Annotated in this window: 21 protein-coding genes and 1 pseudogene; 21 read left to right on the top strand and 1 reads right to left on the bottom strand. The window is 46.5% G+C overall.

The window, feature by feature from the left end:
* Positions 1–185: 185 nt before the first annotated feature.
* Entirely contained in the window at positions 186–698 is a 513-nt protein-coding gene (locus B5F08_RS00740; RefSeq protein ID WP_087375931.1) for a hypothetical protein, read from the bottom strand.
* 377 nt (positions 699–1,075) lie between these two features.
* Between B5F08_RS00740 and B5F08_RS13090 the strand changes: the two genes are divergently transcribed.
* From B5F08_RS13090 to B5F08_RS00845, 21 genes and pseudogenes are all read left to right on the top strand, one after another.
* Positions 1,076–1,366: a hypothetical protein gene (locus B5F08_RS13090; RefSeq protein ID WP_143256336.1), complete on the top strand. Its 291-nt coding sequence runs from the start codon at positions 1,076–1,078 to the stop codon at positions 1,364–1,366.
* 138 nt (positions 1,367–1,504) lie between these two features.
* Positions 1,505–1,711 carry a helix-turn-helix domain-containing protein gene (locus tag B5F08_RS00755; RefSeq protein WP_055158947.1) on the top strand — a complete coding sequence of 69 codons (207 nt, stop codon included), beginning with the start codon at positions 1,505–1,507 and terminating at the stop codon, positions 1,709–1,711.
* 39 nt (positions 1,712–1,750) lie between these two features.
* The gene (locus B5F08_RS00760) at positions 1,751–3,268 is read left to right on the top strand and encodes a HamA C-terminal domain-containing protein (protein ID WP_204245142.1); all 1,518 of its coding nucleotides are present in this window, start codon (positions 1,751–1,753) and stop codon (positions 3,266–3,268) included.
* Positions 3,265–5,898 carry a DEAD/DEAH box helicase gene (locus B5F08_RS00765; RefSeq protein WP_055158944.1) on the top strand — a complete coding sequence of 878 codons (2,634 nt, stop codon included), beginning with the start codon at positions 3,265–3,267 and terminating at the stop codon, positions 5,896–5,898. Before B5F08_RS00760 ends, B5F08_RS00765 begins: the two co-directional genes overlap by 4 nt.
* On the top strand, positions 5,882–7,798 hold the full coding sequence (locus B5F08_RS00770) for a DNA methyltransferase (protein WP_242968154.1): 1,917 nt from the start codon (positions 5,882–5,884) through the stop codon (positions 7,796–7,798). The genes B5F08_RS00765 and B5F08_RS00770 overlap by 17 nt, the downstream gene beginning before the upstream one ends.
* Before the next feature lie 2 nt (positions 7,799–7,800).
* Positions 7,801–10,401 carry a DEAD/DEAH box helicase family protein gene (locus tag B5F08_RS00775; protein WP_055158940.1) on the top strand — a complete coding sequence of 867 codons (2,601 nt, stop codon included), beginning with the start codon at positions 7,801–7,803 and terminating at the stop codon, positions 10,399–10,401.
* A 21-nt stretch (positions 10,402–10,422) separates the two neighbouring features.
* The gene (locus tag B5F08_RS00780; RefSeq protein WP_055158938.1) at positions 10,423–11,274 is read left to right on the top strand and encodes a GIY-YIG nuclease family protein; all 852 of its coding nucleotides are present in this window, start codon (positions 10,423–10,425) and stop codon (positions 11,272–11,274) included.
* Positions 11,275–11,490: 216 nt separating this feature from the next.
* Positions 11,491–15,909 (top strand): annotated as a pseudogene (locus tag B5F08_RS00785) (helicase-related protein); the annotation flags it as partial.
* Positions 15,910–15,984: 75 nt separating this feature from the next.
* Complete coding sequence (locus tag B5F08_RS00790) at positions 15,985–16,311, top strand: DUF6664 family protein (protein WP_087375932.1); 327 nt, start codon at positions 15,985–15,987, stop codon at positions 16,309–16,311.
* A 108-nt stretch (positions 16,312–16,419) separates the two neighbouring features.
* Complete coding sequence (locus B5F08_RS00795; RefSeq protein WP_087375933.1) at positions 16,420–17,403, top strand: DUF3991 and TOPRIM domain-containing protein; 984 nt, start codon at positions 16,420–16,422, stop codon at positions 17,401–17,403.
* Positions 17,404–17,477: 74 nt separating this feature from the next.
* Positions 17,478–17,771, top strand: coding sequence for a hypothetical protein (locus tag B5F08_RS00800; protein ID WP_087375934.1), 294 nt, complete (start codon positions 17,478–17,480; stop codon positions 17,769–17,771).
* Positions 17,772–17,858: 87 nt separating this feature from the next.
* A complete protein-coding gene (locus B5F08_RS00805; RefSeq protein ID WP_087376002.1) occupies positions 17,859–18,011 on the top strand; it encodes a DUF3789 domain-containing protein in 153 nt (50 codons plus the stop codon).
* Positions 17,971–18,300: a plasmid mobilization protein gene (locus B5F08_RS00810; RefSeq protein WP_087375935.1), complete on the top strand. Its 330-nt coding sequence runs from the start codon at positions 17,971–17,973 to the stop codon at positions 18,298–18,300. Before B5F08_RS00805 ends, B5F08_RS00810 begins: the two co-directional genes overlap by 41 nt.
* Positions 18,240–18,992 carry a relaxase/mobilization nuclease domain-containing protein gene (locus tag B5F08_RS13715; protein WP_242968156.1) on the top strand — a complete coding sequence of 251 codons (753 nt, stop codon included), beginning with the start codon at positions 18,240–18,242 and terminating at the stop codon, positions 18,990–18,992. The genes B5F08_RS00810 and B5F08_RS13715 overlap by 61 nt, the downstream gene beginning before the upstream one ends.
* The gene (locus B5F08_RS13720; protein WP_242968158.1) at positions 18,977–19,675 is read left to right on the top strand and encodes a hypothetical protein; all 699 of its coding nucleotides are present in this window, start codon (positions 18,977–18,979) and stop codon (positions 19,673–19,675) included. Before B5F08_RS13715 ends, B5F08_RS13720 begins: the two co-directional genes overlap by 16 nt.
* Positions 19,650–20,465: a PcfB family protein gene (locus B5F08_RS00820; protein WP_087375936.1), complete on the top strand. Its 816-nt coding sequence runs from the start codon at positions 19,650–19,652 to the stop codon at positions 20,463–20,465. Before B5F08_RS13720 ends, B5F08_RS00820 begins: the two co-directional genes overlap by 26 nt.
* A 6-nt stretch (positions 20,466–20,471) precedes the next feature.
* The gene (locus tag B5F08_RS00825) at positions 20,472–21,335 is read left to right on the top strand and encodes a hypothetical protein (RefSeq protein ID WP_087375937.1); all 864 of its coding nucleotides are present in this window, start codon (positions 20,472–20,474) and stop codon (positions 21,333–21,335) included.
* Positions 21,336–21,350: 15 nt separating this feature from the next.
* Complete coding sequence (locus B5F08_RS00830) at positions 21,351–21,548, top strand: hypothetical protein (RefSeq protein WP_032521084.1); 198 nt, start codon at positions 21,351–21,353, stop codon at positions 21,546–21,548.
* On the top strand, positions 21,535–23,325 hold the full coding sequence (locus tag B5F08_RS00835) for a VirD4-like conjugal transfer protein, CD1115 family (RefSeq protein ID WP_021425625.1): 1,791 nt from the start codon (positions 21,535–21,537) through the stop codon (positions 23,323–23,325). The genes B5F08_RS00830 and B5F08_RS00835 overlap by 14 nt, the downstream gene beginning before the upstream one ends.
* A gap of 16 nt (positions 23,326–23,341) precedes the next feature.
* Positions 23,342–23,698, top strand: a complete 357-nt coding sequence (locus B5F08_RS00840) for a glutamyl-tRNA amidotransferase (RefSeq protein ID WP_087375938.1) — start codon at positions 23,342–23,344, stop codon at positions 23,696–23,698.
* An 87-nt stretch (positions 23,699–23,785) separates the two neighbouring features.
* A complete protein-coding gene (locus B5F08_RS00845) occupies positions 23,786–24,622 on the top strand; it encodes a hypothetical protein (RefSeq protein WP_087375939.1) in 837 nt (278 codons plus the stop codon).
* Positions 24,623–24,626 lie beyond the last annotated feature (4 nt).

Consider the following 24,626-nt stretch of genomic DNA (forward strand, 5'->3'; position numbering starts at 1 on the left):
GGTTGCTCGCCAGTCTCTTCGACACCACGCTGATCGCGGTCAGGATATCAACAATGTCCTCGTCGGCGTGGGTGCCATAACGGTTTGTGTTGTAACGCATATCGGCGTTCCTCCTTTCCCAAGGCGTCTTGTGTTGCCTTTCACAGACCCATCTGGACAGGAAAGGAGGGGTTGGCCGAAAGATTTTAGAATTTTTCCTTGAGCCGCTTCAGCAGCTGATTGCGCTTATACACAAAGGTGTTCCGGGGCATCTGCAGCCGCTCTGCGCCGGCGCGTTCGGAAAGCCCGTCCGCAATTGCCATGAGGATCTCATAGCTTTCCGGGTCGGTTGACTGAAGCTCCGTGAGCAGACCGTTCAGGATCAGGGAGTCGATATCGATCTCTGTGGTCAGCCTGCTGTCCGCAAGAAAGCTGGCGCGGGAGACGCCGTTCTCATAGGCGTTCTCCATTTCTGTGTCGATGGAGAGATGCTGGGGAGCGTCTTTCGGGATACAGCGGAACTCGCAGGTGTCGCAAATACCGTCGCACTTGTAGCTCTTTTTGTACGGGATACAGCAGGCTCCGGCTCTCTGTTTTGCCTTGCGGGTAGTTCCTACGAACCGCTCCCAGTCCCGTTTCTGTTCCGGGGTGACCTCGATCCACTGCTTGAGCGGGCGGTAGTAGATGGTTGATGTGGTCTGATTTGCATTGGTTTTCATAAAAAGTCCTCCGATTTTCGATTTCTCGAAACGGAGGACTCTGGGTGCTGCCGCAAAAAGGGTGCAAAAACCTAACCGCAGTCCTGACGGAGTACTCCGTTTCGGATTGCGGCTAACCCGCTCAAAAGGCAGCCGTGATATTGAGTTGTGCCGCCAGATACCGTTGAGCCATCAGTGATCAGCTGATGCGGTGTCGGGCGGTGAGCAGTTTTTTGTCTTGCTCAGGACAGATGGACTATCTTAGATCGGCTTCAATGGCGTACAGTTCGCTGAAAAGATCTTGAAGCGTATAGATGCTTGCTTTTTCAAGATTTCTAACGCCATGCTTTTTTAGAATAAACGCAATGGATTTATCAGCTGAATCCAGGTGGGACTCAATGAAATCGATGCTGCTTTCAATGCTGATGATTAGATTTTGCTTGTCACAATTTTTCATTGACTTTTCCTCCTCCTTGTCGTATTCAGCTTCAATCCGGATTTTGGCTGTGCTTGTACTTAAAATTTTACTCAGAACGGCAGAGGCAAAAAACGAATGGAAAAAGAATGGAATCGGAAGATTTTCGGAACGAAAAAACGGGGTTTCCGCTCACTGCGGAAACCCCGGAAAGATAAAAAGGTGTTTTGTATTGGCAAGTTGTGGTTCAAGACGATGCGAATATGCTGGGTGACGATCAGACATAGATTTTGACTTTGAAAAGTCAAAGTTAAACACGAACGTTCTCAATGTTGGCTTGACAAACACGAAGGTATGTGCTATAATATTTTATTGACGATATCAGTGTACATTAAAGCAAGGAGGATCGCCGATGGAATATAACTACAATAAGCTATGGAAACTGTTAATAGACAAAAAATTGATGAAAAAAGATCTGATGGAAAAAACCGGCATCACATCATCTACCATCGCCAAGATGGGGAAAAACAAAGCGGTGAGTATGGAGGTTCTCGGGAAAATATGTATAGCTTTGGATTGTAATATAGGCGATATCGTTGATGTGATTAAAGAAGATTAATTTGAAGTGAATGGAACTATAGCAGAAGGAGGTAATCAAATGGAGCATCTTTGCGTTGGCTCATATGTAAGAATTATGACATCATGCGCTATTCCCGCAGAGCGCAAGTTTGATCCCTTCTGCGAAAAAATCATGTTGTCGCTATGTCCGGTAGGTTCTACAGTCTTTTCATATACATCAGCCGATGGGTATGAGGTTACTTACTCATATACTAATTTCAATAAGATTCACTCTGCAAGCCAGAACCTGCCAACCGAGGTTATGCAAATGGCTCTAAAGAAGGATGCCCGTGTAATCGAACGGTATTTTATTCAGACCATCATCCCTGCAATGGAAGAGGCTCGTAAGAAAAATGCTGTGCTTGCATTGAAAAATGTCATTCTGAAAGATGCCACAATTGCCGACTCTACACAGCTTGGTACAATCGGCAACCTCACCAAGAATGATCTTAGGAATAAAAATGAGTTCGTACTCTCTGAATTCCTGACAGATGTGTTCATTTATGCAGTCGCAAAAACAGATAACATGATAGAGGCTGCATTCACTAAATCTATCAAGAAGAATTTCTATACAGCTTACAATTTGATGGCAGATACCATTAAATTTTACGAAGTAACAAAACCAAGAACTGCGGCAGCAATCCCCCTGACGAGCAAGGGCAAATTTGACAAGGTTTTTACGCCCGTATCAAGCGAGACACTTTCCATATCCGCAAAACACGACCTTCAGATTTTTTGCTTGAAGTTTGATGATTTTGATTTTGACTATCATGGTCTGTGGAGACACCTTCGTAACAATATCGGGTATTACGTCTATTCCAGGGCTCAGATTGAGACTTACATGGAAGATGATGAGATTTCTGCACTTGCTTACGACGCAATAGCGTATATCAAAAAGGCCATCGCTGACGGGAAATTACCGACTGGCAATGAGCTCGGAGAACTCTTGCTGTACATATTCCTGGAGCAGGTTCTCGTAGCTCCTAAATTAATGAGCAAGGTCGAAATAGGAAATCACGGCGGTTTTATGACGAGCGAAAGTTCCGGTATCCACCTTCTTACCGCTAATGAAACAGTCCCTTTTAGTCAGGTCATTCTCGGGACATCAATGATAAACGGGAATTTGCAAACAGCAATAGACTCAGCCTTTGCGGATGCACAAAAACTAAAGAATAGAAAGAAGGACGAGCGGCGATTTGTTGAATCAAACATATTTGCGGCTTCTTTTCCATCGAAAATTTACGATCAGCTTGAAGCAATAATCCTGCCTTCCGAAACGGGCGGTCAAAAGCCTGCCACAGCGTTTGGTATGTTCGTGGGGTATAGTTTGAACGGAGTATCCGCACACGGAAAACCAGTAAACGAATATCAGGACGATGTGTTTGAGCAGGTCAGAAATGACATCAAAAACAATGTGTTATTCATTGAATCGAAAATCACGCAGTATGGACTTGACGGCTACTCTATGTATATCTATTTGCTACCCTTCGCTGATGCGGACGAGGACAAAAAAGATATCATGGACAAGCTGTTGCAATCCGGAGGAGGTCAGGCATGAGCGATTTTAGAGATGTCACCTTCGGGGAGCATTTGTTTTCGAGAATAGATGATAACGTTTATCTGCAAAAGCTGTATCACAATATCCTTATCAACTATTCCAGGCGTTTGTTCCATTTGGATGAGATGGAGGAACAGCCTGTTAACATTGGGGATGCTTTGACCTTTGCAGATGTGCTTTCAAAATCATGCGGCACAAACCTGTCGGATATTCATAAGACTCGTGCGCAGGAAATGGTAGCACTGCTTTACGATATGTATCCTAAAGATGAGCAGGTGAAGTATTATCTCGGTTCTGTCCTTGCCAGTACGGGGAATTTCCTCGGCATGAATAAACTGACACCAGATTTTGAAAATGCCTCTCTGCTCGAGCGTGTGTTCATGCACTTCAACATGGATTATCTGTCTGTGCCGTCCGATGGCGGGGCTCGTTTCTTTCCTGCGCAAAAAGAGATATACGACAGCCTGTCCAGACCCTATTTCAGCTATTCCGCGCCCACGTCTATGGGGAAATCTTTTATGATGCGTGCGTTTATTAAGCAGCAGATTGTGGATGGTGCAAAGAAAAATTTCGCCTTGCTCATCCCTACGAAGGCATTGATAAACGAGGTTACAAGTGAATTGATCGAGAGTCTCACCACTCTACTGAAAGAGACAGATTACCGTATTGTGACATCCTCTGGCTCGATGGCATTAGAGACGAAGCATAATTATATTTTCGTTCTAACACCGGAGCGAATGCTTTATATTCTGATTGATGATCCTGACCTTAAGATTGATTATTTGTTTGTGGACGAGGCTCATAAAATATCTTCTGGAGATAAGAGGAGTGCATTTTATTACAAGGTCATCAACAAGTTAGGAGAACGGCATAGCAACGCACATATTATATTTGCATCGCCGAACATTCCGAATCCGGGAATTTATCTCGATACATTGTCAATGGGAGAATCGACCATTGGAGAAGGATCTATCGTGGCGTGCAGATATGCTCCTGTCAGTCAGCTAAAATACATCGTTGACTTGTGGGAACGCAATATTCGCGTCTTCGACTCATACTCGAAGAAATTTATATTGTTACACGAAATGAGTCGCCAGTACTCGTTGAGTGAGGTGATTGCCCGAATCGGCGATAAGAGGCACAACATCGTTTATTGCAAATCAAAGAATGATGCCATTCAGTTTGCAAGAGATTATGCGGACACACAGGAGCCGATCGGCGATAAAAAGCTACAGACATTTGCGGAGGCAATCCGCAACGATGTCCATAAGGAGTACTATCTCGCTGAATTGGTTGAAAGAGGCGTGGCATACCATATCGGTTATCTTCCGGCAAATATCAGAATGCAGCTTGAGGATTATTACCGCGAAGGTCTTATTAAGACAATGTTCTGCACAAGCACCTTGTTGGAGGGAGTAAATCTACCTGCGGAGAACCTGTTTATTACAAGCTATAAGAAAGGCAGGAGTGACTTCTCAGAGGTAGACTTCAAGAACCTGGTCGGGCGTGTAGGACGCGCTAAGTACAATTTATATGGCAATGTCTTTATCGTCCGGCTTCAAAAGCAGGAACGAGAAGAAGATCTACAGAAGTTTGAGAATTTGCTGAAGGACGATGTGCCGCCGCAGAAACTATCCATAGAAGCGGAGCTAAACTCGAACCAGAAAAAGCTAATAGTAGACACGCTTCTTTCCGGCAGCGTAGAAATACACAAGTCCAAGAAGAACCAGAGTGAAGACAACTACGAGCTGATGCGAAAAACGATGCTGATTCTTGTTGGGGATATTGTAGACGGCAGGAACAGCCGGATAAAGCGGGAATTTGCCCCTTACCTGACATCTGAGACTGAGTCAAAAATCCGGGAGCAGTTTTCCGTACCAGAGAAAAAGCCTGAGGATGATATCAATGTCTCGTATGACCAGATACAGGGCATCGAAAAACTCATCCGCGACGGACTGGCTTACCCAGAAATCAAAGACTCGAAACGCGGAGCGGATTATTACGAGACGCTGGCATTCCTCAACAAACTGGCTGTGGCGTTCAAATGGCGCATCTACGAAAATCGAACTCTCGGAGCCGGAGAAGGAAGAAATTATACCAAACTGACATGGTATACCGTTCTCCTAATCCAATGGATGCAGGGACATGGACTCAGCTACATCATCGGACGAAGCATAGATGATTACGATGAGAAAAAGCGAGAGGTAAAAGTTGACTACAACAAGTGGGAACCATTTGACGGTTCTCAGAAACACAAGAACATAATCATCGCCGATACGCTGGAGGCAATCGAGGATGTACTTCTGTTCCGGCTGTCAAACTACTTCCTCAAATTTTCGGAGGAATACAAGCGTCAGCATCCTAACGAACCGTTCACGAACGACTGGTATGAATTTGTGGAGTATGGGACAACAAACCGCCTGCGAATCATTCTGCAGCGGAGCGGTTTTAAGCGAGACTCAACGGAGTATATCCGAAAAAATGCTAATACGTATGTACGAGGAACTCCGGACAATCCCAAGCTGCTTAAAACGGCATTACTGGAGTGTCCAAATGAACTGGTGAGAAGAGACACCGAAGAAATCCAGTACAATGTACCGGAGCTATTCATAGATGAAGGAGAAGAATAAGATGGCGAATTTTTACGAAACCGTGCTGACGGTACTAAAATCAGACGAGAGATTTGTTGCCGAGGATGGCACTTTTCTACGTAATGCGGTCTATGAGGCTGCAATGAAGATGGACGAGGGACTTATCCGTCTCCTTCTTGCGAATGACGAGACACGCACTCGATTCTTCGCAGAAGTCGATGGCGTCAAAGTCTTTGACAAGATGGGATTTGCCTGGATAATCAACAATCGGCAATTTCTGCCGGATAGTTATACCCGTTTCAAGAATAAGATTGGGCTTGCCGATGAGACTGGTGCGCTGATTTCTGCATCTGGTAAGGTGGAACTTGTTTTTCCCTACAAAGATTGCATTCTGGAAGGCGGTCAAACAACGGAAGATCAAAAGCGCCATGAGATTTTTTATAACGAAGCATTAGCGACCGATGAGGTTGATAGGCTTCTTTTTCCAAAGGTTCTCGCTTCTGCAAAGTCGTATTCAAAGGAAGGAATCGTCTCTGCATCTTCGATTACCGATGATGATAATCTTGTTATAAAGGGAAACAATCTACTTGCCCTTTCATCGCTCTTAAAACGCTATGAAGGAAGGATCAAGTGTATTTGCATCGACCCACCTTATAACACGAGCAATAGCGGGTTCGGATATAACGATAGCTTTAACCACTCTGCTTGGCTCACATTTATGAAAACAAGGCTGGAAATATCGCTTCGATTGCTGTCAAAGCACGGTACAATATTCGTTTTTTGTGATGACAACGAACAGGCTTACTTGAAGGTTCTTATGGATGATATTTTTGGCAGGGAAAGATACATACAAACTGTTATTTGGAGAAACTGCGATAATAGCAACAATGATGCAAAGCAGTTTTCACAGGATCACAACTATATTCTTGTCTATTCTCGCAATGAAGGCTGGGAAAGTTTTAAGCTGGATAGAACTGAAGGTCAAGCTAAACATTACAAAAATCCAGATAACGATCCGCGTGGACCGTGGTTCGATGGCAACCCTGTAAATTCACCGAACCCTCGGCCTAATCTACGGTATACAATTACCGCTCCGAATGGCAATATTATCAATCCACCAGCAAATGGATGGAGATGGAACCAAGAAGAACTCGCAAGGAGAATGGCCACGGGGGAAATAAGATTCAATGAATCTGGAACAGGAATCATCCGTAGAACATACCTTAATGAGCAGAAAGGGTTGCCGCCTTCAACTTTGTGGGATATATGTGAGGAGCCCTTGTGGGTTGATATTGAAGAAACAGGTCATACCCGGCAGGCAAAGTATGAACAAAAGAAGCTCTACCCGGGCGTAACAACAAGCGATCTGTTCAAAACTCCAAAGCCGGAAAGGGTAATAAAAAAGATCTATGATATTTCCACTGAGGAAGGAGATATCGTTCTTGATTTCTTCGGAGGAAGCGGTACGTCGGCCGCTGTAGCTCACAAAATGAAAAGGCAATATATCCTTTGTGAGCAGATGGACTATATCGAGACATTTATCGTTAAACGTCTCGAAAGAGTAGTTGATGGCGAGGACGGCGGCATATCTAAGGAAGTTGACTGGCAAGGCGGCGGTTCCTTCGTTTACTGCGAACTGGCAAAACTGAACCAGACGATTGTGGAAGAAATAGAAGCTTCTACTGATGATACTACTTTGTCCGACATCTACGGCAGAATGGTAAAGTCCGGCTTTATCAGTTACAAGGTAAATCCGGCTGATATTGATGCGGCTGCTGATGATTACGCTGCGCTCTCGCTGAATGACAAGAAACGATTCTTGATGGAGATCTTGGATAAGAATCTTCTGTATGTAAACTACTGCGATATTGATGATGAGGAGTTTGGCATCTCCGATGAGGACAAGGCGTTTACGAGGAGCTTTTACAGGGAGGGATAATTATGGCATTCTTATACGAAAAAATAGATGCCTTGCGTGAATACGGTAGCAGTGCCGTTCTCCCTTCCTATATTCCGGAGAATCTGAACCCAAACTTCGAGCTGCGCCCGTATCAGAAGCAGGCGTTTGAAAACTTCATAACACATTTTGAGAGTGGTAACCGTCCGAGGCCTACGCAGGTGCTTTTCCACATGGCGACAGGCAGCGGCAAGACGCTGATTATGGCAGGACTGATGCTGTATCTCTACAAACAGGGATATCGGAATTTCTTGTTCTTTGTCAACCTTTCAAACATTGTCGAAAAGACACGAGAGAACTTCTGCAATCCGGTATCCTCAAAGTATCTTTTTGCAGATGAGATTGTGCTGGACGGGGAACGCATCCGCATCAACCAGGTGAACAATTTCCAGTATTCCGACCAGGATGCCATCAACATCTGCTTTGCCACTACACAGGGACTCCATATGGATATGTGGATGGCAAAGGAAAATGGTATGTCCTTTGATGACTTTGACGAACAGAAGGTCGTTCTGATTTCCGATGAGGCGCACCATTTGAATGTTGATACTAAAAAGAAAATGTCAGCAGATGAGGAGTCGAGTTACCATTCTTGGGAGCAGACTGTAAAGAATATTTTCAACCGAAATGCCGAAAACATTCTGCTGGAGTTTACGGCGACCTGCGACCTCGCAAACCCCGCGATTCGTGCGGCTTATGAGAACAAGATCATATTCGACTATGCCCTGGCAAAGTTTTATGGCGACAGGTATTCCAAGGACATCATCACGCTGCGTTCCGATCTGACCGTCATGGAGAGGGCTTTGCAAGCACTTGTCCTCAGTCAATATCGTTTGAAGGTATTTCAGGATCATCGTCTTGGGATTAAGCCTGTTGTGCTTTTTAAGGCTGCGAAGATTGCTGACAGCAAGGATTTCATGGCTGAGTTTATTGAAACGGTGAAAAAGCTGACCGGCGCACAGCTGCGCAGTCTTTCTACTGCTGTCAATAATGAGGTCATGCACAAAGCCTTTGCTTACTTCGCTAACAACGGTATCTCTTTTGATACGCTTGCTGCGGAGCTTCGTGATGACTTTTCCGAGGAGCATTGCGTTTCCGTAAATGATGATAAGGATGCCACGCAGAAGCAGATTCTTTTGAATTCTCTTGAAGATGCGGACAATCCTTACCGTGCAATCTTTGAAGTCAAGAAGCTGGATGAAGGCTGGGATGTCCTGAACCTGTTTGATATTGTCCGACTTTATGAAACGAGACAGTCCAGCGGCAAAAAAATAGCTCCCGCCACTATAGCGGAAGCACAGCTGATTGGACGTGGAGCAAGATACTGTCCATTTCAGCTTGATGATGAGCAGCCGAAGTTTCAAAGAAAATATGACGAGGACGTAACCTGTGAACTGCGTGTCTGCGAGACGCTCTATTACCATTGCCAGAATGACCATCGCTATGTGACGGAGCTGCGTAATGCCCTTCGTGAGATTGGTTTGGATACCGACAAGATCGTGCAGCGTGAGTATGTCCTTAAGGATGATTTTAAGGGCACCGACTTATACCAGCAAGGCCTGATCTTCTTGAATGATCGAGAGGTGAAAGATAGAAAAGATGTGCGCGGTCTTACACCGACCGTCCGGGATGACATATACCGTTTCCAAGCTGCGACGGGAGCATCCGGCTTTGATTCTGTCATGGTGGAAACTTCGCAGGGAGTCGACCTTGTTATTGATTTAAAAACGGCTCATATGACCATCAAGGAAATTGCAGCCATCAATTATGCAATTGTTAACAAGGCTTTGATGAAATATCCGATTTTCAAGTTTAATACCCTGCGTTCCTATTTTCCGAATGTCTCATCCACGAGGCAGTTTATCACCGATGATGAGTATCTCGGTGCTGTCCGTATCGACATTCAGAGCAAGGATGAGCATCCGACTATGGAAACGCTCTATGCTGCAGTTTTCTATGTGCTTGGCAAAATCGCCGGTTCTATTTCCGGCATTGAAGAAACCTATAGAGGCACAAAGACATTTAGGGCGAGAAATATCAGAGATGTCTTTCGCAACAAGACTGTCAACTATACCGATCCTCATGATGGCGGAATTGGTATATCGCAGAACGATCCATCTGTGAAGAGCGACTGGAAAATCGACCTCTCGACTGAGGACTGGTTTGTCTATACTGATAACTACGGAACATCGGAAGAGAAGGCATTTGTTGCTTACTTCCGAGGGTATGTTGCTCAGTTACGAAAAATGTATAATCGTATCTACCTTATCAGAAACGAGCGGGAATTCCACATTTATTCGTTCGAGGATGGTGAGCGTTTTGAGCCTGACTATGTTCTCTTCCTGCAGAGGGATAAGACGGACGGTTTTGAGCAACTCCAGATTTTTATCGAGCCGAAAGGTACGCAGCTTCTCGAAAAGGATGCATGGAAAGAAAAATTCCTGCTCCAGTTAAGGACGGAGGCTGTGCCAGCCACCATCTTTGTGGACGACAACGACTACAAGATTTGGGGACTCCACTTCTTCAATCAGGATAACCGCATGAAAGAATTTGACTCGGAGTTTGCGGCTTTGATTGGGAAGTAATGGGAGAAGGAGGGAAATACCATGCCAAGGAGTAAGACTTTAAAACTATTTTTGATGGATGGAGAGCCGAGCGGCAGGATTAAATGCTCCTTGGCCAACTGGACCGGGATTGCATATAAAATCCCTCGTACTGCTTTGGACAAGTGCAAAGATTTGGATATTCTCAAACAGAGTGGCGTGTATTTCCTGTTTGGAACTGATAAGGCAGATAATGCCGTGGTGTACATAGGCCAGGCAGGAGTTCGTAAAAATGGCAAGGGGCTCCTTCTGCGAGTGCAGGAGGCACATAACTCCATTGACTATTGGACTGAGGCAGTCATGTTCACTACGACAAATAACTCTTTCGGGCCGACGGAGATAAGCTATCTTGAAAATCGCTTCTGTAATATGGCGATTGAAGCAGGTCGTTATGTTGTTAAAAACGGAAATGACCCCAATCCGGGGAATATAACTGAGGAGACAGAGAGCGAACTTGAAGAGTTTATCGACTATGCGAAAATTGTGATGGGCACTCTTGGGCATAAGGTGTTTGAGCCGTTTGCGCCTTCTGCAGAATCCGCTGACACAGAACCGGTCCTATACATGGAATATGGAAAAGGCAAGGCTTCCGGCAAAAGAACAAGCGATGGGTTTGTTGTGCTGAAAGGCAGTACAATCAATCCTACCATGACCAAAAGTTGCCCCGAAAGAACGATAAAGGACCGTAAGAAGTATGAGGATAAGATTGACAGCAATGGAATCTTAATAGCTGATGTACTGCTTTCCAGTCCTTCATCAGCAGCCGGATTTGTTGGTGGTGCTTCCTTAAGTGGAAATGCACTCTGGAAAGATGCTGAAGGGAAAACACTGAAAGAGCTTCTTGAAGCAGATTGAACCTTTTAATTTTGCCCCACCTTTTAATTATTCCAAAATCACTACACCGCAAGGCTGTCACTCCGCCACATTATCGAGCGGCAGCAGGACAACTGAACACATAAAACAAGGGCTTCCAAAGTCAGAGCACGACCTCGGAAGCCCTTATTTCAAGCCTTTTTCGGTGGCTTTTGCCCCGGAGAGGGCTTTTTCTTTTGTATCAAAATCAGTAAGAACATAGAGCCGTCCTGCGGAACGGGCAATTTCTTCGGACTGCTTCCCGATACGATGGCAGGCTCAAAGCTCCACGGTGTAGAAATCGACCCTCTTACGGGAAAAATCGCAAAGCAGCTCTATCAGAAAGCCAATATTGCCGTGCAGGGGTTTGAAGAAACAAAGCTCCCAGACGACCACTTTGATGTGGTTATCGGCAATGTGCCGTTTGGCGATTTTAAGGTCAACGACAGCCGTTACAACGCCCAGAAGTTCCTTATTCACGATTATTTTTTCGCAAAGGCTCTTGATAAAGTCCGTGCAGGCGGTGTCGTTGCGTTCATTACCTCTAAGGGAACAATGGATAAGGCAAGCCCCGAAATACGCAAATATATTGCCCAGCGAGCCGAGCTGCTCGGAGCTGTCCGACTGCCCGACAACACTTTTCGAGCAAACGCAGGCACAGAGGTTACAAGTGACATTCTCTTTTTGCAGAAGCGTGACCGCATTGCAGACATCGAGCCAGATTGGGTACACCTTGATACCGATGAGAACGGCATTACGATGAACAGCTATTTTGTGCAGCACCCAGAGATGATTTTAGGCGAGATGAAAATGGAAAGCACACGCTTTGGTTTTGACTCCGCCTGCAAAGCCTATCAGGATATACCTCTGTCGGAGCTGCTTCATAACGCCGTCCAGAACATTCAGGGAGAAATCCCAGAGTACGAAAGCGAGATTGACGAAATCTCTGACGGGCAGGACGCTTCCATTCCCGCCGACCCGAATGTGCGTAACTTCTCGTATGCGCTGGTGGACGGCAAGGTTTATTTCAGAGAAAATGACCGTATGACCCCTGCGGCGGCGTCTGTTACCGCAGAAAACCGCATTAAGGGACTTATCCAAATCCGTGATTGCGTGAGAAAGCTCATAGAGTATCAGACAGAGGATTACCCAGATGATTTGATACGCACCGAGCAGGAAAATCTAAACCGTTTGTATGACAGCTTTACGCAGCAGTACGGACTTATCAACAGCCGAGGAAACTATCTCGCTTTTGCGTCGGACGAGAGCTACTTCCTTTTGTGTTCTCTGGAGGTGCTTGACGATGAGGGCAATTTCAAAAGAAAAGCGGATATGTTCACGAAAAGGACGATAAAGCCCCACCGTGAAATCACTTCCGTTGAAACCGCAAGCGAAGCTCTTGCCCTGTCTATCGGTGAAAAAGCCCGTGTTGACTTGCCCTATATGGAACAGCTCACAGGCAAACCGAAAGAAGAAATCATAAAGGACTTGCAGGGCGTTATCTTCCGTATCCCCGCAGCCGAGCCAGCTCAGTATGTGACTGCCGATGAGTATTTGTCTGGCAATGTAAGAGCCAAACTCATAACCGCCGAAGCCGCAGCAAAGGAAAATCCAGAGTTTGCGGTCAACGCACAGGCATTAAGGCAGGTCATACCGCAAGACCTGTCGGCGGCTGAAATTTCCGTCCGTCTGGGTACGACTTGGATACCGCAGGAGGATATTCAGAGGTTTGTAATGGAGCTTTTAACTCCGTCAAGCTCTGCGGCAAGCCGTATCAAAGTACGGTACACGCCGATTAACGGCGACTGGTTTATTGAGAATAAGAGTTCCGATTACGGGAATGTAAAGGCGGACAGCACCTACGGTACAAAGAGGGCTTCCGCCTATCGCATTATTGAGGATACTCTAAATCTCCGTGACACCCGTATTTTCGATTATGTCTATGACGAGAACGGAAACAGAAAGGCAGTATTCAACGCAAAGGAAACCACGGCGGCGCAGGCAAAGCAGGAAGTCATCAAGCAGGCGTTTCAGGACTGGATATGGAAAGACCCAGAACGGAGAAACCGCCTTGTCAGGTATTACAATGATACTTTTAACTCTGTCCGTCCCCGTGAGTACGATGGAAGTCATATTACTTTCGGCGGCATCAGTCCAGAAATCACACTAAGACCGCACCAAGTAAACGCTATCGCTCATATCCTATATGGCGGCAATACGCTCCTTGCCCACAAGGTAGGTGCGGGAAAAACCTTTGAAATGGTAGCCGCCGCACAGGAAAGCAAGCGGCTCGGACTTTGCAATAAAGCGATGTTCGTTGTCCCCAACCACCTTGTCGGTCAGTGGGCTTCCGAGTATCTGCGGCTGTATCCGAGCGCCAATATCCTTGTGACACGGAAGCAGGATTTTGAAACGGGAAACCGTAAAAAGTTCTGTTCCCGCATTGCCACAGGCGACTACGATGCGGTCATTATCGGGCATAGTCAATTTGAAAAAATCCCGATGAGTATTGAACGGCAACGGGAACAGCTCGAACGGCAGCTCGATGACATTGAGCGTGGGATTGACGATGTGAAGGCAAGCAAGGGCGAACAGTTCACGGTCAAGCAGCTTATGAAAACCCGTAAAGGGATAAAAGCAAAGCTCGACAAGCTCAACGATACCAAGCGCAAGGATACGGTAATCGACTTTGAACAGCTCGGTATTGACAGGATTTTCATTGACGAGAGCCATTTTTATAAGAACTTGTACCTCTACACGAAAATGCGGAATGTCGGCGGCATTGCCCAGACCGAAGCACAGAAAAGCTCCGACCTCTTTATGAAGTGCCGTTATCTGGACGAAATCACAGGCAACCGAGGAACGATATTCGCAACGGGTACGCCTATCAGCAATTCAATGGTAGAACTGTATTCTGTTCAACGGTACTTGCAGTACGATACTTTGCTAAGAAACGGCTTGCAGCATTTTGACAGTTGGGCTTCAACCTTCGGAGAAACCATAACAGCTCTGGAGCTTGCCCCAGAGGGTACAAACTACCGAGCCAAGACACGCTTTGCCAAGTTTTTTAATCTGCCAGAGCTGATGCTGATGTTCCGTGAGGTGGCGGATATACAGACCGCCGATATGTTAAAACTCCCCGTGCCGAAAGTCAATTACCACAATATCAAGACAAAGCCGAGCGAGATACAAAGCGAAATGGTAGCTTCTCTTGCAAAGCGAGCTGAGAAAGTCAGGGCAAGGCTTGTAGAGCCGAATGTTGATAATATGCTCAAAATCACGAATGACGGGCGCAACCTTGCTCTCGACCAGAGAATGATTGACCCGATGCTGCCAGATGACCCGAACAGCAAAGTCAACGCCTGTATCGACAATGTGTACCGTATCTGGGAGAAATACGCCGACACAAAAGCTACGCAGCTTGTGTTTTGCGACCTCTCCACTCCGAAGAATGACGGCACATTCAACATCTACGATGATGTGCGTGAGAAATTGGTTGCCCGTGGTATCCCTGCCGAGCAGATACGGTTTATCCACGAAGCGACCTCAGACGCACAGAAAAAAGAACTGTTCGCAAAGGTACGAAGCGGCGAAGTCCGTGTATTGTTAGGCTCTACCCCAAAAATGGGCGCAGGCACGAATGTTCAGGACAGGCTCATAGCCATTCACAATTTGGACTGTCCGTGGCGACCGAGCGACCTTGAACAACGGCAAGGGCGTATTGAAAGACAGGGAAATATGTTCCCAGAGGTTGAGGTTTACCGCTATGTAACTGAGCAGACCTTTGACGCTTATCTCTATCAGTTGGTAGAAAGCAAACAGAAATTCATATCCCAGATAATGACGAGCAAAAGCCCTGTCCGTTCTGCTGAAGATGTGGACGAGGTTGCTTTGTCCTTTGCGGAGGTCAAAATGCTTGCCACAGGTGACGAGCGTTTTAAGGAAAAAATGGACTTAGACATTCAGGTTTCCAAGCTCAAAGTGCTGAAACAAAGCTATCTATCCGAGCATTACGACCTTGAGGACAGGATACTCAAACACTTTCCTCAGACCATTGCGGAGTATGAACAGCGCATTGTCTGCTACCAAGCTGACACAGCTCTTACCGAACAGCACAAGCCGCAGGGCGAGGAAAAGTTCTGTCCGATGACATTGCGTGGTATCAGCTACACCGAAAAAGCCGCCGCAGGTGAAATGCTCCTTGCGATTTGCAAGGAATATCCCTTGTCCGCACCTATCGAAATCGGCTCTTATCGTGGCTTCAAAATGGAGATTTTCTATGATACGGTGGGTACTCATTACTGCCTTAACCTCTGTGGGCAAGCGAAATACAAGGTGGAATTAGGCTCTGACCCTCTGGGAAACCTGACCCGAATTGAAAACGAGCTTGCCAAGCTCCCCGCACGGTTGGAAGCCGCACAGATTAAACTGGCGGAAACAATCGAACAGCTTGAAACCGCAAAAGTCGAGGTACAAAAGCCGTTTACCTTTGAGGAAGAACTGAAAGAAAAGTCGGAACGGCTGAACGCTCTCAACATCGAGCTAAATCTGGATAAAAAAGACCCTGCCGTACTTGACGCAGAGCCAGAAGAAACTGAGGAACAGCCCGAAAGAAAATGTGCAAATCGTGAGAGATAATCAGATTTCCACATTTGTGAAGCTCTTTTTCGAGATGTATAATAGGGCTGTGAAATGAAATTTGGAGGTGGTTAGATGGCAAAGGATTTGAGCTTCAGCACATTTCTTGATGAATACGATACTGACTTTTTCGATTATCTCAGCAAAACAAGCACAGCTTGTCATTCCGAAACGAGGTATAAAGAGCTGACGGAGCAGATAAAAATGCTCTACGAACAGCACCCCAATGTGAAAGCCGTCCTTGATGTAGATAGACCCTGCGAGCTGTCTGCGGAAGAATGTACCGCTTTGAGTGAAGTGCTGAAATGCAAAAACGAAATAGCAAACTTAGAGCTGAAAGAGGTTTATTTCAAAGGCTGTATTGATTGCGTCAGCTACCTTAAAAAGCTAAGTATTCTCTAACCCATTGCGGCATTGGCGTGAAGCTGATGCCGCTTTTACATAGCCGAGAGGTTTTCTTAACGGAAAATTCCTCGGCTTTTTCTATTGTAAAGGAGGTGATTTATTTGAATGAGAAGTAACAGACCCTATGTGCAGCTTGACCCTGCCGTGATTGAGCAGGCACGGCAAATGGACTTGCTGTCCTATCTGCAACGGTATGAGCCGAACAACCTGAAGCGTGTGGCAGGCAATGTATATTGCACCAAAGAACACGACAGCTTGAAGATTTCCAACGGCAAATGGTATTGGTGGTCGAGAGGTTTCGGCGGCGTTTCTGCCCTTGATTATCTAATCAAAGTTAAGGAGTACAGCTTTGTGGAAGCCGTAGAACTGCTTACGGGTGTCACGGCGGACTGGAAGCCGCCGCCCGCCCCTGCTCCCAAAGATGAGCCGAAGGAGCTGCTCCTGCCGCCGAAAAACAAGGACTACAACCGTGTGACCAAGTACCTTTTCGGGCGTGGGATTGACCTTGCACTCATACAGGATTGTATTGCGGACGGCACGATTTTTGAAAGCTCTAAGTATCACAATGTTGTATTTATCGGAAAGGACGAAAGCGGAACGCCCAAGTACGCTGCCTACCGTGGTACGATAGGAAGCTCTTTTAAGGGGGACGCATCGGGCAGCGACAAACGGTATTCGTTTCGGCTTCTGGCAGACAAACCGACTGATACCGTGCATTTATTTGAAGCCGCCATTGATTTGCTGTCCTACGCCACCTATCTAAAGTGTGAGGGAAAAGACTATAAATCGGAAAACCTGCTCTCTCTTTCGGGTGTGTATCAGCCCAAGAAAGAGATTAAAGATAGTAAAATCCCCATAGCCCTGACCACATTTTTGAAAGCAAATCCTCATATCGATACTATTTTTCTGCATCTGGATAACGACAAAACGGGCAGGCTGTGTACCGCCGCCCTCAAAGAACTGTTGCAGAAAGACTACAAAATCGTTGATGAGCCGCCGCCTGTCGGTAAGGACTTCAACGATTTTTTATTGTCCTATCTGGGAATTGCAAGACCGATTTCAAGCCGTGAAAGGAGTGATGCCCGTTGATTGTCCGCAGATTTTGACCCGAAGAATAACACGACAAACCAAAAAATTAAATGTTGAAAGCGAGGAAATAACCATTGAAAAAGTATGATGTAACCCTGACTGCCCACTATGAAAAGACCATTTCTGTTTGTGCTGAAAGCGCAGAACAGGCAAAGGCAAAGACCGAAATTATCCTGTTCGATACCGACCTTATCAACTTTACCGATGAGGATTTTATCTGCGGTGAAGCCAAAATCAACGAGTCTTGCGAGGACGGTGCTGAAGATACCGACGAAGAAGAAGGGAACGAGGACGAATGTTGTTCGGACTGTCCGTACTTCTGTCCCGTGTGCGGAGAATGTATGTGTGAGGACGAGTGCAACGAGTAATGTCTTACCAAGCACTGAATTTGGTTATCCAAATTCGCTTGTTAGGGGGCAACCCCTAATACCCCACAGGCAGAAAGGAGTTTAAGAATGATTGAGTTTATATTTTTCATCATCGGCGTAATGCTCGGCGGTCTGACTGGCATCGTGATTATGTGCTGCTTGCAGATAAACCGACTTGCCGAGAGAGAGGAAGTGAAAAATGCGAAAACGAAATGTGCAGATACTTTTCCGCTTGACTGAGGAGGAAGCCGAACAGCTCTACTCTCTCGTTCAAAAATCAGGCTGCTCCAAAGAAGCGTTCCTGAGAGGAATGGTAAAAGGCTATCGGCTCTGCGAAAAGCCTGACCCAGAGTTTTACAAAATAATGCGTGAGCTGTCCGCCATCGGCAACCGTATCAATCAGCTTGCAGCGAAAGCCAACGCCCTGAACTTTGTGGACGCTCCGATGCTGAAAGAGGAAGCGCAAAGGTGGCACGAGTTTCAAATCGCTGTCCGAAAAAAATATCTGCTTCCAAGAAAAGCACCGTAATGGCAGTCTGCGAAATATGGGATGTGCGTGGCAGGCTCGACCACCCCATAGATTATGCGGAAAATCCCGAAAAGACAGCTAACCCCAAATACACCGAAGCGGATTTGCAGGCTATGGTCGATGTAATGGAATATGCCACCAACAAGGATAAGACCGAGCAGCGTTATTTTGTCACAGGCGTAAACTGCGACCCGACCACCGCCAGAGATGAAATGATGATTGCAAAGGCGCAATGGAACGATGAAAGCGAGATTGTCTGCTATCACGGTTTCCAGAGCTTTAAGCACGGTGAGGTTACGCCAGAGCAGGCGCACGAGGTCGGTGTAAAACTTGCCCAAAAGATGTGGGGCGACAGATTTCAGGTTATCGTTGCCACTCACCTAAATACCGACTGTCTGCATAACCACTTTGTCGTAAACTCCGTATCCTTTACGGACGGCAAGCATTACCACGACAACAAAGCAAACCTGCGGCTTTTGCGACAGCGTTCCGATGAGCTTTGCCGTGAATATGCTCTGTCCGTCATTGAACACCCAAGCGGAAAGAAAAAGCCATACGCTTTGTATCAGGCTGAGAAAAACGGTATGCCCACGAGGGATAATGTTACACGGCAGGCGGTGGACGAAGCTATCAGCAAGTCATTCACGCTGAAAGACTTTGACCGCATTATGGCTGAATGGGATACCGTGTGAGCTTTGACCCAAACCGCAAATATTGGACGGTCATCGGTAAGGGGTGGAAACGCCCGAAGCGGCTGTATAAGCTCGGAGAAGAATATACCAACGAGAGGATTATGGAGCGTATCACAGAAAACTCCTACGCCGTAAAGTTCTCCAGATTTACCGAGCCGCAAAGGACGGTCAAGGTATTCCGTGTCAAAGGCTCTCTAACGGGGGCTAAAAAAATCGGCGGATTGCGGGGGCTGTATCTGCACTACTGTTACAAGCTCGGTATCCTGCCTAAAAATAAAAAACAGAATTACGCAAGGCTTCATTATCTTTTGAAAGACGACTTAATGAAAATGGAAGCTATCACACAGGAAACAAGGCTGCTATGCCGTAATCGCATTGATACGGTAGAGCAGCTCTTGTCATATAAAGGCTCTTTGGAAACGGAAAAAACCGACCTGCTTCAAAAGCGCAAGGAACTTTATTCTATCTCCCGCAAAACAGGCGGCGAAGAAAAGGAAGCAATACGGTCACAGCTTTCCGATTTATCCAAACGCCTGAGCGTTATACGAAAGGAGGTCAAGTTGTGCGAGAGTATCGAAGCCCGTAACGCTGCTCTCAAAGAAAAGTTATCCACCATACGGGCAGATGAAGAACAACAACGAAAGGAGCTGATGACGAATGAATACAAGCGGCGAAGCGGCTGAACAGATTGTCCGTATGAGTTTAGAGGGCTTTGAGGTCGCCGTTAAAATTACAGGTGCAGGAGCAAAAAATATTGCCGTTCTGTTATACTCCATTCTAAAAGAGGAACAGAAAACCAAAGGTAAAGCGAGACTTACAAATCTGCTCCGTTCAGGAAAGCCGTTAAAGATTTATACTTTGAAAAATGATGACTTACGAAAGTTTGCACAGGAAGCAAAAAAATACGGCGTTCTTTATTATGCTATGGTTGACCGAAAAAATAAAGACCCAAAGGCGGAAGTGGATATTTTAGCTCCGATAGAAGACGCAGCAAAAATCAGCCGTATTGTGGAACGCTTCAAGCTGGCAGCGGTAGAAAGCGATACCATTGTGACCGAAGCAGAAAAATCCAAAGATGAAAAAACAGGTCAGCCAGAGCCAGACATCGGCGTACAGGAAAAAGCCGAGAAAGACAAGCTGCTCGATGAGCTTATGGGTAAGCCTATCCAAAAGGAGGAAAATGCTCAAAACCCCTCATTGGCAAAGACCGAAAAATCCCCTCAGTCCGAGCCTATCTCAGAGCAGCCAAAGAAGTCCGCAGAGGGGGCTACTATGACTAAGGACGAAAAACCGTCCGTCAGAGAGGAACTGCGGAAAATCAAGGAAAGCCGAAAAGAACAGGAAGCGGATACTTCTTCTGCCCTGGACAAAAGCTCTGCTTCTGACAGGGCGAAGAAGCAGCCCACAGGCAAGACCGAGCATAAGCAGCCCCAGAGAAAGAAAAAGAAACCCAAATCTAAAGAAACGAGGTAAAACAGAATGAGCATTTATGATGTGTTTAACGGCGGCAGCAAACCGTTTGATAAAGCGGAATGGGCAGCCCAGAAACAGGCGCAGCGCAAGGAAGCCTATGAGCTGATTGACAACACCTGCGCTGAAATGATGATAAGCGGCGACAGCTTCCGTCAGTATCTTGATGTGCAAGGGCGTTTTGACCGTTACTCGGTTGCAAACGCTATTTTGGTATCGGCACAGATGCCCGAAGCGACACAGCTTAAAGACTACAACACTTGGAAGCAGAGCCGTGTCTATGTGAACAAGGACGCACAGAAAGTTGTTATCCTTGAGCCGAGCAAGGAATATACCCGTGATGACGGTACAAAAGGTATTTCCTATAACGCCAAAGTGGTATATGACATTTCCGAAACATCGGCAAAAGAAAGAATGCAGCCGCAGGAGCAGAAATCTATGCGTGAGCTTGTATCGGCTTTGATTGACACAAGCCCCGTGCCTTGCGTTCCCGTTGATGACTTGGAACTGCCTGCCTACTATGACAGCTCTCAGCAGACTATCTTTGTCAAAAAGGGACTCTCTGAGGAAGTGCTGTTTATCAGTATGGCAAAGGAAGTATCTGCGGCGGTTTATGACTTTAAGTATAATGAGAGCCGTGATACTTCCGATTTCAAATCCTTTTGCGTTGCCTATATGGTAAGCTCCCGTTACGGCGTGGATACCAAAGGCTTTGATTTTTCCAGACTGCCCAGAGAGTATGACGGAATGGATACGCAGGTATTTAAGGGAGAGCTTGGTACAATGCGTGATGTTCTGGGTGAAATGCAGAACGATATGTATAAGAGTATGGAGAAAAACAAGTCTGCAAGGAATAAAGAGCAGGAACGCTAATCGGAGGTGCAGCTTATGAAAGAAGAACGATACCATATCGCACTTGATAAGTACGATAAAAATATCGTTATCAATGCGCTCAACAACCTGAGAAATCGGCAGATACAGGAGGAACGCCCCACCGAGCCTGTTGATGAGCTGATTGACAAGGTAGCCAACGCACCGACCAGAAAGGTCAAGGTTGTTCCGTGCAGGTGCAATGAGGAACGATGACAAAAAAACGGGCTTAATCCTTTCTGTCTGCGGTATTGTTCCTGTTATATGGCTTGCCTTGATGACAGCACCCTATGTGGGTGGAGGTTTAGTTGAAATAATCCGAGGTCTGCCCGTGGCAATGGGCAATCCGTTTCAAATAACGGTGTGTGAGGACAGCGTAAAGACTGTCCTTATTTTTTTGCTTGCCTACGCTATGGGTATCGGCATTTATTTCTCTACACGCAGGAACTACCGCAGGCGTGAGGAACACGGCTCGGCTAAATGGGGCGATGCGGGGACTTTGAACAAGAAATACCGTGATAAAGACCCGTCCGCAAATAAGCTGCTCACCCAGAATGTCCGCATAGGCTTAGACGGGAAAAAGCACCGCCGAAATCTGAATATCCTTGTGTGCGGCGGCTCTGGAGCAGGAAAGACGAGGTTTTTTTGTAAGCCGAACGCAATGCAATGCAACACCTCAATGGTAATTTTAGACCCGAAAGGCGAAATCGTGCGAGATGTGGGCGGACTGCTTGAAAAGAAAGGCTATGAGGTGCGTGTCCTTGACCTTATCAATATGCACCGCAGCCATTGTTACAATCCCTTTGTTTATCTGCGGAATGACAATGATGTGCAAAGGCTTGTGACCAATCTGTTCAAGGCGACCACTCCGAAAGGCTCACAGTCGCAAGACCCATTCTGGGATACGGCGGCAAGTATGCTTCTGTTGGCGTTGGTGTTCTATCTGAAATATGAAGCACCGCCCGATGAGCAAAACTTCCCGATGGTAATGGAGCTGCTTCGTGCGGGTGAAGTCCGTGAGGACGATGACAGCTATGTAAGCCCTCTGGACGAACTGTTTGACCGTCTGGAAATGGTAAACCCAGAGCATATTGCCCTGAAGTATTACAGGGACTATCACTCAGGCTCGGCTAAGACCTTAAAGAGTATCCAGATTACCCTTGCCGCAAGGCTTGAAAAGTTCAACCTTGAAAGCCTTGCGGGGCTTACCGCCACCGATGAGCTTGACCTGCCCTCTTTGGGCGAAAAGAAAGTTGCTTTGTTCGCTCTCATTCCCGATAACGACACGAGCTTTAATTTTCTCGTGAGTATCCTTTATACGCAGTTATTTCAGCAGCTTTTCTATCTGGCAGACCACAAATACGGAGGAAGCCTGCCTGTGCATTGCCATTTCATAATGGACGAATTTGCCAATGTGAGCCTGCCTGATGACTTCGATAAGATTTTGAGCGTTATGCGTTCCAGAGGTGTGTCGGTCAGTATTATCCTGCAAAATCTGGCGCAGCTCAAAGCTCTTTTTGAAAAGCAATGGGAAAGCATAGTCGGCAACTGCGATACTTTTCTGTATTTGGGCGGCAACGAACAAAGCACCCACAAATATGTGTCGGAGCTTTTGGGCAAGGAAACGATTGATACGAACACTTACGGAAAGAGCGAAGGTCGAAGCGGCAGCTACTCAACCAACTATCAAATTTCAGGGCGTGAGCTGATGACACCCGATGAAGTGCGTATGCTTGATAACCGCTACGCACTTCTTTTTGTTCGTGGGGAACGCCCTGTAATGGACTTTAAGTACGACATTATGAAGCACCCCAATGTAAGGCTGACAACCGATGGAGGTAAACCGCCGTATATCCACGGTGAGCCGACACAGGCTGTCGCAACCCTTGTGTTTGACAGCGATATTCCGAAGAACGCCGTAAGCGTAAAAGCTGTCAGCACTTCCTATGAACTTCTCTCCAATGAGGACTTGGAAGAAATCTTTAATATCTAAAGGAGGATTTTTATTTATGAAACTTTTTAAGAAAAACGAAAACAAGGAAACCGTAAAGCTGCCAATGTCTGGCAAGGTAAAAAAGGGCTTCCGCTTTTACTGCGTGACCGTTATGACAACGGCTTTGGTAGTCGGCACTTCTATGACTGCCTTTGCAGCAAGCGACCCTCTTACCGTAGTCAATAATTTGTCCGACTTCATTTTCGGCTTAATCCGTGCCGTAGGTATGATTTTGCTCGGCTTCGGCGTGGTGCAGATTGGTCTGTCCCTCAAATCCCACGACCCGTCCCAGAGAGCTAACGGCTTCTTGACCCTTGCAGGCGGCGTTGTCATTACTTTTGCCAAAGAAATCCTTACCCTCATTACAGGCTGATGAGGAACTGACACAAGACAAGATAACGGGAGCAGATCCGCTTTGCGGATTTACTCCCGTTATCCAATTATCTAAGGAGGTGGTCGAATGTCGGATAATTGGATTGTGCAAAACTTGGAGAACGCACTCAAGACTTGGAACGATAAGCTATCGGAAATATGGCAGCTCATTACCCAATCTCCAGAGCAGTTCAAAGGCGGGACGATTTGGAATGTCATAGTAGATATTCACGGCGCAGTACAGGCTATCGGACTTGCCTTGCTTGTCCTTTTCTTTGTAATCGGTGTGATGAAAACCTGTGGCAGCTTTGCCGAGGTTAAAAAGCCCGAACACGCTCTGAAGCTGTTTATTCGCTTTGCCCTTGCAAAAGGTGTTGTGACCTATGGTTTGGAACTGATGATGGCTCTGTTCAACATTGTGCAGGGTTTAATATCAACCATTATGAACGCCGCAGGTTTCGGCTCGGCTGCACAGACGGTATTGCCGCAGGAGATTGTCACGGCTGTTGAGGACTGCGGCTTTTTTGAGAGCATTCCATTGTGGGCTGTTACGCTCATCGGCGGACTTTTCATCACGATATTGTCATTCATTATGATTATGTCGGTGTACGGAAGATTTTTTCGCCTGTATCTCTATACCGCAATCGCTCCCGTCCCTCTTTCCACTTTTGCGGGAGAGCCGAGCCAGAGTGTCGGCAAGAGCTTTATCAAGTCTTATGCCGCCGTCTGTCTGGAGGGTGCAATCATTGTGCTTGCCTGTATCATCTTCTCACTCTTTGCGGCTTCGCCCCCTGCTGTTGACCCGAACGCTGCGGCGGTATCTATGGTGTGGAGCTATATCGGTGAGTTAGTATTTAATATGCTCGTCTTGGTCGGTGCCGTCAAAATGGCAGACCGTGTTGTAAGAGAAATGATGGGCTTATAAGGAG

Origin of the sequence: Anaeromassilibacillus sp. An172 (assembly GCF_002160515.1) — a bacterium.
Classification (GTDB): domain Bacteria; phylum Bacillota; class Clostridia; order Oscillospirales; family Acutalibacteraceae; genus Limousia; species Limousia pullorum.